This window comes from Lonsdalea britannica (assembly GCF_946477055.1).
Lineage (GTDB): Bacteria > Pseudomonadota > Gammaproteobacteria > Enterobacterales > Enterobacteriaceae > Lonsdalea > Lonsdalea britannica_A.
The window spans coordinates 1-7,464 of the sequence record NZ_CAMKXG010000175.1 but is presented as its reverse complement, the minus strand read 5'-3'; the positions used below and the strand labels follow the sequence as shown (position 1 = coordinate 7,464).

The window sequence follows — 7,464 nt, the reverse complement described above, 5'->3', positions numbered from 1 at the left end:
TTTCCCCGGCTATTTACCGGACCGATTGAAATGACGAACGCTCTGCCGCCCGTCATTTCGGGTATGGTGGTGGCCGCGCTGTATGGGCCTTCCATCCTCGGCGCGGCCGTCGCCGTCATGCTGGTCAGCTGGGCGCCGTTGGCCGCGCATACCGCCGCGTTGGTGACCGAAATTCACGCACGTCCTTACGTACGCATCGCGCCCGTTCTGGGGATGGGACGCCGTCAGTGCCTGATACGCTATATCTTGCCGGGCCTGCTGGGACCGCTCGTGCGCCACGCCATGTTACGCCTGCCGGGCATTGCGCTGGCGCTGGCATCGCTGGGGTTTTTGGGGCTCGGGCAACAGCCGCCCGCCCCTGAATGGGGACGAATTCTGGCGGAAGGCATGCCGTATGTCGAACGGGCACCCTGGAGCGTCGTTGCGCCGGTCAGCGCGTTGGTTCTGCTCTCGGTGCTGATGGTTTCGCTCAGTCACCTGTCACGCCGATAATGTTGTTACGTACGGCTCGAGGGATAAGCTCCCCGGGCCGTACGATCCCCCTCAGCAGCGCCGATATTCTCCCCACAGCGATACTCGCATGGCAGACTAAGTCCACCTCCCCACGCAGCTTTTCACGACACTGATTATCTTTGATATAGCTTTTATTTATTACGCGGATGAAACGACAGCGACGTAAGATGAATCACTCGCCAACCGAATAATACACATCCATGCCACTGATTTTTCAGATTGAACTACGATTAACAAGTGTCACACGCTAATGTGGTGACAAGTAATTGTGAGGGCGCGCAGATGGCTGTATCAATTGATGATCGGGTAAGAAACCCACAATGTCTGAGCGATGGGCCAGACTGGACGTTTGATTTGCTTCAGGTCTATCTGGATGAAATCGACCGGATCGCCAAGTCATATCGGTTAGACACCTACCCCCACCAGATTGAAATTATCACTTCCGAGCAGATGATGGATGCCTACTCCAGTATCGGCATGCCTATCAACTATACGCACTGGTCGTTCGGCAAGAAGTTCATCGAAACCGAACAGCTTTATAAGCACGGGCAGCAAGGGCTGGCGTATGAGATTGTCATCAACTCCAACCCCTGTATCGCCTACCTGATGGAAGAGAACACCATGACCATGCAGGCGCTGGTTATCGCGCACGCTTGCTACGGCCATAACTCCTTTTTCAAAGGCAACTACCTGTTCCGCAGTTGGACCGACGCCAGTTCCATCGTGGACTATCTGATTTTCGCCCGTCAGTACATCGCACATTGCGAAGAGCGCTACGGCGTGGTGGAAGTCGAACGCCTGCTGGACTCGTGTCACGCCCTCATGAACTACGGCGTGGACCGCTATAAACGTCCGCAGAAAATCTCGCTGGAAGAGGAACAGCTGCGGCAGAAAAGTCGCGAAGCCTACCTGCAAAGTCAGGTGAATGATCTGTGGAAAACCCTGCCGCGCCGCGAGCTAGAATCCGCGCCGGAAAAAACGCCGCGTTACCCGGCTGAGCCGCAGGAAAACCTGCTCTATTTTATGGAGAAGAACGCGCCGCTGCTGGAACCCTGGCAACGTGAAGTCCTGCGCATCGTGCGTAAGGTCAGCCAGTATTTCTACCCGCAGAAGCAGACGCAGGTCATGAACGAAGGCTGGGCGACCTTCTGGCATTACACCATCCTGAATCACCTGTACGACGAGGGCAAAGTCTCCGATCGCTTTATGATGGAGTTTCTGCACAGCCACACCAACGTGGTTTATCAGCCGCCGTACAACAGCCCTTATTACAGCGGCATCAACCCGTACGCGTTAGGCTTCGCCATGTTTCAGGATATCAAGCGCATCTGTCAGGAACCCACGGAGGAAGATCGCCACTGGTTCCCAGACATCGCTGGTACAGACTGGCTGGACACGCTGCATTTCGCGATGCAGAACTTCAAAGACGAAAGCTTTATCAGCCAGTTCCTGTCGCCGAAAGTGATGCGTGATTTCCGGTTGTTCACCGTGTTGGATGATGACAGCAATAACTACCTGGAGATTGCAGCCATTCATAACGAGGAAGGCTACAAGAAAATCCGTCAGGAGCTCTCCGCTCAGTACAACCTGAGCAACATCGAACCCAACATACAGATTTGGAATGTTGATCTGCGCGGTAGCCGCTCGATGACGCTGCGCTACATCCCGCAGAACCGGGCCCCGCTTGACAAGAGCAGCCATGAAGTGATGAAACACGTTTATCGACTGTGGGGTTTTGAAGTGTTTATGGAGCAGTTGAATGACGATGGTAGCGTAGAGCTTATTGACCGCTGCCCACCACGCAATCAGCCCTAATCGTTTAACCGATAAAGCAACGGGTAACCGCTTTGACAGGGTTACCCGTTTTTTATTCGCTCAGATCAGCGGCCGCCTCCGGCCAGATCGTGAGGAATGGCGCTCTGCATGCCATGCCAGATGGCGCCGCTCTCTTTACCATAGTCGCGCACAGTTTCCTGAACCTGTTCGTACCGGCCTTCGCGGCACAGGGTGCCAAGCTGGCGATAAAATTTCAGCGCCAGCTCGCGGGCGTCGAGATTAGAAAAATAGTAGCGAGCAACGCGGATGTACAACCCTCTCAACCCATTCAGAATCAGGCTGTAAATCGGGTTGGACGACACAAAAGCCAGTCCTCGAAATATCGCGTAATCCAGTTCCGCGAAAGCATCAGCGGTGTCGCTGACGGTATCGGCCTGCTGCAGAATTTCCAGCGCCTGCTCGGGATGTTGGCGCACCGCAGTCCGAATGAAAATACCCGCGATATTGGTTCGCGCAGACAGGAGATTATCGATGAGCTGCGGCACGCGATCATGGTCGAGACGCGCCAACGTTTCAAGAATGTTCAGACCGGAGGTTTCCCAGAAATTATTGACCTTGGTCGGCTTGCCGTGCTGGATCGTCAGCCAACCGTCGCGCGCCAGACGCTGCAGCACTTCCCTTAGCGTGGTACGCGTGACACCGATGAGCTCGGATAATTCCCTTTCTGCTGGCAGGAGAGTCCCAGGGGGGAATCGATTATTCCATATACTTTCAACAATATACTCTTCCGCGAATCCCGCCGGACTTTGCGCCTTTATAACCATAAGTTTATATTCCGTAGCGATGTTTACCCATGAAAGTAAACATCATCATAACAAACCCCTTTACCATCACATAGTTTCCGGGAGTGACAAATCAATCCAGTAGCAAACCCCCGCACACCGGCTCAGACAGCGACACTGAGGCTCACATCACCGAGAAATTCGTATCAAGGCATCATTTTATATTGTAAGAAGTTTTAAGGGAGAGAAAAATGCCGAGTTATGACATGGAACACATCCTGGGCAGCTTTTCTTTATTGGCGGGTCGTCAGGGTTGATTTATCCGCGTTTTTCGACATGCCGCCACCGTGGTGAGTGGAGCGCGCGCCGCTCTCGCCTGAGAATTTACAGCCTGACACATATTTGTTGTGATCGCTGCCGATATAACCCGCCTCGCAAGTCCATCCACCAGCCTATATCGTGTATAGTAACGCTTAGGTGAAAACATCCGGTTTTTTCTGATATCACCTTTAAAAACAAAAGAGTATGGGCTACACGGCGAAAGACTTCCGCCCTGACGAAAAGATGATTTCATCTCTCAGACAGTCATTATTGATGAGAGCACCACTCTTTGTGAGGACAGCGAAATTGATAGCGCTGTTATAATTCGAACGTTTTGCATGGAATACTTTTATGCTGCTGATGTTGCGATATTTAAACCGTTGCTCGCATGGCCGGACGGCCTGGCTGCTTCTGGCACTGACCAGCCTAATCTTCGAACTGATCGCGCTCTATTTCCAGCATGTGATGCTGTTGAAACCCTGCGTTCTCTGCATTTATCAACGTAACGCGCTGTTTGGCGTGATGGCGGCAGGACTCCTCGGCGCGGTGGCTCCGGGCAGCGTCGTCATTCGTTTACCGGCCATCGCCCTGTGGCTCTACAGCGCTTTCGAAGGCCTGCTGCTGGCGTTGAAGCATACCGATATTCAGCTTCACCCCTCGCCGTTCGCCACCTGCGACTTCTTCGTCAATTTTCCGTCCTGGCTGCCGCTGGACAAATGGATGCCAGCCGTGTTCAGCGCCTCGGGCGACTGCGCAGAACGGCAATGGCACTTTATGGGACTGGAAATGCCGCAGTGGATGATCGTGGTCTTCGGCGCTTATCTGCTCATGTGCGCGCTGGTGCTGGTTGCGCAGCTGTTCAGACCTAAACGCCGCGACCTCTTTCATTAATCACGCCCTCTTCCGCCCGGCTGCCAGTTAGCGCCCAGCCGGGCTGGTTTTATCCCGCATAACCATAGCCTCTCCTTCCCCCTCCCTTTCTTTTTTCCGTTGCCATTCTGAGATCGCCGCCCTGTCGCCGTTTCATCGGTTTTACCACTGGCAGTGATTGATAGCCTTTTAATTGCTTTCCTCTAACATCTTCCACCAACCTGACTATTGTCAGGCTAATAAAAACCACTATCCTTTTTTAGGCTCGAGTAGATGAAAAAAGCAAAAGCGTTTCTATTGATGGCTGCAGTTTTGGCCGTGTCCGTGAAAGGCTACTGTGAATCTGGCAAGGTCACAGGCAGCGAAGAAGTCAGAATCCCTGCAATCAAACTAATCAACGTCGAGGGTGATAATTCCAGCTTCGTTAAAGGCAGCATCCCTGCCCTGGAAAAAATCCCCACGCAGAAGTTTTGGATCAGCAACTCGACCGAGGACTGGGAAAAAAATACCCATGCCGCCCCGAGAAAACAGTATGTGATTACGCTGAAAGGCACGCTGAAATTCAAAGTCAGCAATGGCTCGACCTTCATTATCGCACCAGGCACCGTTCTGTTGGCGGAAGATCTGAAAGGTCCTGGACATAGCTGGGAAATTATTGACGGCAACGAATGGGTCCGCGCTTACATTCCGATGGAAAGCGATAAAGACTACTTCACGCCTGACAAATAACCCCATCTTCGTAGAAGCCCTGACATTCAGGGCTTTTTTATTACGTGACCCGAAAAATGAAGCGCTGAGCGTTTTCGCCCCTGTAACCCCATCGCGCCCCCCACTGCACTCCCCGACCATTTCCGCCCGTAAAGCGGCTTCATCCTGCGTAAATAACCCCTGAATTTATGCGCTATATTGAAAGTGACACTCCATCGCTACTCTATGGGACATATTGACCATGATTACTGCCGATCTCTATCTGCTGAAAGAAGTTACCGCGCTCCGCACCGTGATTGGATTCATGATTTCCATCATGAACGACGAGCAAAGGGAAAGCCTGCGAAAGCTGGCAGAAACGCGGGTGGTGAAGTCGGACTACGAGCATTTGTCCAAGCTGGACGATGAGGACGCTGCTGCGGTGGCGGAAGATATTAACGATATGATTGTGGAAACCATCAAATTGGGTACGGTCAAAAAAACCGACCAAGAGTAACCGCACGCAGCCGGATTCGCCGAACTTAATATCGTCGTAGCCGGGGTAAAAGCCGAAACCGTGTTCATAAAAATCTAATTCAAGGTCGACGCATAAAACCTCGAGATAAACCTGCACTCCGAATACCGATATTCCCGTGGCGAAAGACGTCGACCACGGGGACATCCCGGACCGCGTCTGAACAATCAGACAGCAGATTACGGCGGCTCCCCATCATCCACTAAGTTGATTCAGCGATATTCATGTTCTGAGTACTGTTTTATACTCCGAGTCCTGTCCAAACGCCGCTCTGCGACGTGCCATAATGCCCCGCCTGTTTCACTGCACTGACTGTGATCCTCCACCAACCTCTTTATTGGGAACCCGCATGGATTTGATTGATAAGTATTTGCCTGCCTATCATTTTAGCGAAAACCATTCTCTGGACGTCGCAGCAACACCGGAACATATCATGGCCGCCGTGCTTAACTATCGACCTGATAACGATTATTTATTCCGGAGTGCAATTACCCTGCGCGAACTGCCAATCCGACTTTTTGACCGAATGAAGGGCAAAGGTTTTACGTCTCGAAAACCCTTCAACATGGACAATTTCACGATGTTAGAACAAAGAAGCGATCAGGAAGTTGTGTTTGGATTGGCGGGAAAGTTTTGGCGATCAGATTACGGTCAAACCACACTCGTTGATGCCGCAGATTTTCTCGCCTTTGATGAATCAGGCTCAGCCAAACTGGCCTTGAGCTTCACCATTGAGCGATTAGACAACACCTCATCTCGACTGAGAACAGAAACACGGGTGCTCTGCCTGGATAACACCGCACAGCGTAAATTTGCCCCCTACTGGTACTTGATTAGACCAGTAAGCGGATTGATCAGACTGAGGATGCTGAAATCAATTAGCCAAAATGCTCAGCACGAGGCGAAGGTCTAATCACAGGCGATCGGCAATTCTTACACAGTGCATACGAATGAAAGGGAGTGATTGCAGAGGTTGCAGCATTTACGAAAAGAAACGACAGGCAATAGCGAAGATCAGCCCGGTATAGGGCGCAAAACTTACGGATATTGCCCCACCGCTGCCACAGGCCTGAAACCCGCAGCAGCTTTCCTTATAGAGTTCTTAATCTTACCTAGCCCAATCAGGTTTATTCAGAATATGGTCCTGCCAGTCGACGACATCACGTTCGCGAACGGCAATGTTACGCACCGAGATACGCTCTTGATGCATTGCCTGTTTTGAACCGGCAATCAGCGGATGCCAGCTCGCCAGACCTTTGCCTTCGTGGATCCGGCGGTAGGCGCAGGTTTCCGGCAACCACTCGAACGACAACAGATTTTCCCTTGTCAGCTTGATGCAGTCCGGCTCGTATTCGAAGCGGCGCGTATAGTTGCGGCATTGGCAACTTTTGATGTTCAGCTGATTACAGGCGACATTGGTGAAGTACAGCTCTTCGGTATCAGCATCAATAAGCTTATTCAGGCAACAGCGGCCGCAGCCGTCGCAGAGGGCTTCCCACTCTTCGTCAGACATTTCAGCCAGCGTTTTATGTTGCCAAAAAGGTAATTGATTCATTGCAATAGTATCCAAGGTGACGGGAAACAGCCCGTCTAACAAGTTTAACGAGGTAGTTAAATAAGAAGAAGCCACCTGCCACACTAGACAGATGGCCTATGTATGACTAGATCACGCGGGTTTCCAGCGCTTTATCGTTCAAAGCTATTTTCAGCGTATCGCCCGACAGCAGCGGCCCGACGCCCTGCGGTGTCCCGGTCAAAATGATATCCCCTGCGCGCAGGGTGAAAAAGCGGCTCATATAAGCAATCAACGGTAAAATCGGCGTGATCATGTCACCCGTATTTCCCTGTTGCCGGACTTCGCCGTTGATGCTCAGCGTCAGATCCGTATTCTGCGGTTCGCCGAATTCCGCGACAGGGATGAAACCGGATACTGGACATGAACCTGTCTCTTATACACATCTCCGAGCCCACGAGACTAAG

General features: G+C 52.0%; 8 protein-coding genes and 1 pseudogene. 6 read left to right on the top strand and 3 right to left on the bottom strand.

The window, feature by feature from the left end:
- On the top strand, positions 1–492 hold a 492-nt coding region (locus Q7O77_RS12110), incomplete at its 5' end, for an ABC transporter permease (RefSeq protein ID WP_304167560.1).
- 303 nt (positions 493–795) lie between these two features.
- Positions 796–2,328 (top strand): SpoVR family protein, encoded by a 1,533-nt coding sequence (locus Q7O77_RS12105; RefSeq protein WP_304167557.1) that lies wholly within the window; start codon positions 796–798, stop codon positions 2,326–2,328.
- 65 nt (positions 2,329–2,393) lie between these two features.
- Here Q7O77_RS12105 and fadR read toward each other — a convergent pair whose 3' ends face one another.
- A complete protein-coding gene (gene fadR, locus Q7O77_RS12100; protein WP_304167552.1) occupies positions 2,394–3,113 on the bottom strand; it encodes a fatty acid metabolism transcriptional regulator FadR in 720 nt (239 codons plus the stop codon).
- Positions 3,114–3,752: 639 nt separating this feature from the next.
- Between fadR and dsbB the strand changes: the two genes are divergently transcribed.
- The 4 genes from dsbB (at position 3,753) to Q7O77_RS12080 (ending at position 6,397) form a co-directional block, all read left to right on the top strand.
- Positions 3,753–4,283, top strand: a complete 531-nt coding sequence (gene dsbB, locus Q7O77_RS12095) for a disulfide bond formation protein DsbB (RefSeq protein ID WP_304167563.1) — start codon at positions 3,753–3,755, stop codon at positions 4,281–4,283.
- Between the two features lie 252 nt (positions 4,284–4,535).
- Positions 4,536–4,991, top strand: coding sequence for a hypothetical protein (locus Q7O77_RS12090; protein WP_304167550.1), 456 nt, complete (start codon positions 4,536–4,538; stop codon positions 4,989–4,991).
- 220 nt (positions 4,992–5,211) lie between these two features.
- Positions 5,212–5,466, top strand: coding sequence for a hypothetical protein (locus tag Q7O77_RS12085; protein ID WP_139824007.1), 255 nt, complete (start codon positions 5,212–5,214; stop codon positions 5,464–5,466).
- Between the two features lie 367 nt (positions 5,467–5,833).
- Positions 5,834–6,397, top strand: a complete 564-nt coding sequence (locus Q7O77_RS12080) for a hypothetical protein (protein WP_304167543.1) — start codon at positions 5,834–5,836, stop codon at positions 6,395–6,397.
- A 195-nt stretch (positions 6,398–6,592) separates the two neighbouring features.
- On the opposite strand, the gene Q7O77_RS12075 is transcribed toward Q7O77_RS12080, so the two are convergent.
- Positions 6,593–7,039, bottom strand: a complete 447-nt coding sequence (locus tag Q7O77_RS12075; RefSeq protein WP_304167540.1) for a YcgN family cysteine cluster protein — start codon at positions 7,037–7,039, stop codon at positions 6,593–6,595.
- A gap of 106 nt (positions 7,040–7,145) precedes the next feature.
- Positions 7,146–7,427, bottom strand: a pseudogene (locus tag Q7O77_RS12070) (fumarylacetoacetate hydrolase family protein); the annotation flags it as partial.
- Between the last annotated feature and the right edge of the window lie 37 nt (positions 7,428–7,464).

Bases quoted from the DNA above. Each gene is read 5' to 3' on its own strand.
- Q7O77_RS12105 (WP_304167557.1), top strand. From the start codon at position 796: ATGGCTGTATCAATTGATGATCGGGTAAGAAACCCACAATGTCTGAGC.
- fadR (WP_304167552.1), bottom strand. From the start codon at position 3,113: ATGGTTATAAAGGCGCAAAGTCCGGCGGGATTCGCGGAAGAGTATATT.
- dsbB (WP_304167563.1), top strand. From the start codon at position 3,753: ATGTTGCGATATTTAAACCGTTGCTCGCATGGCCGGACGGCCTGGCTG.
- Q7O77_RS12090 (WP_304167550.1), top strand. From the start codon at position 4,536: ATGAAAAAAGCAAAAGCGTTTCTATTGATGGCTGCAGTTTTGGCCGTG.
- Q7O77_RS12085 (WP_139824007.1), top strand. From the start codon at position 5,212: ATGATTACTGCCGATCTCTATCTGCTGAAAGAAGTTACCGCGCTCCGC.
- Q7O77_RS12080 (WP_304167543.1), top strand. From the start codon at position 5,834: ATGGATTTGATTGATAAGTATTTGCCTGCCTATCATTTTAGCGAAAAC.
- Q7O77_RS12075 (WP_304167540.1), bottom strand. From the start codon at position 7,039: ATGAATCAATTACCTTTTTGGCAACATAAAACGCTGGCTGAAATGTCT.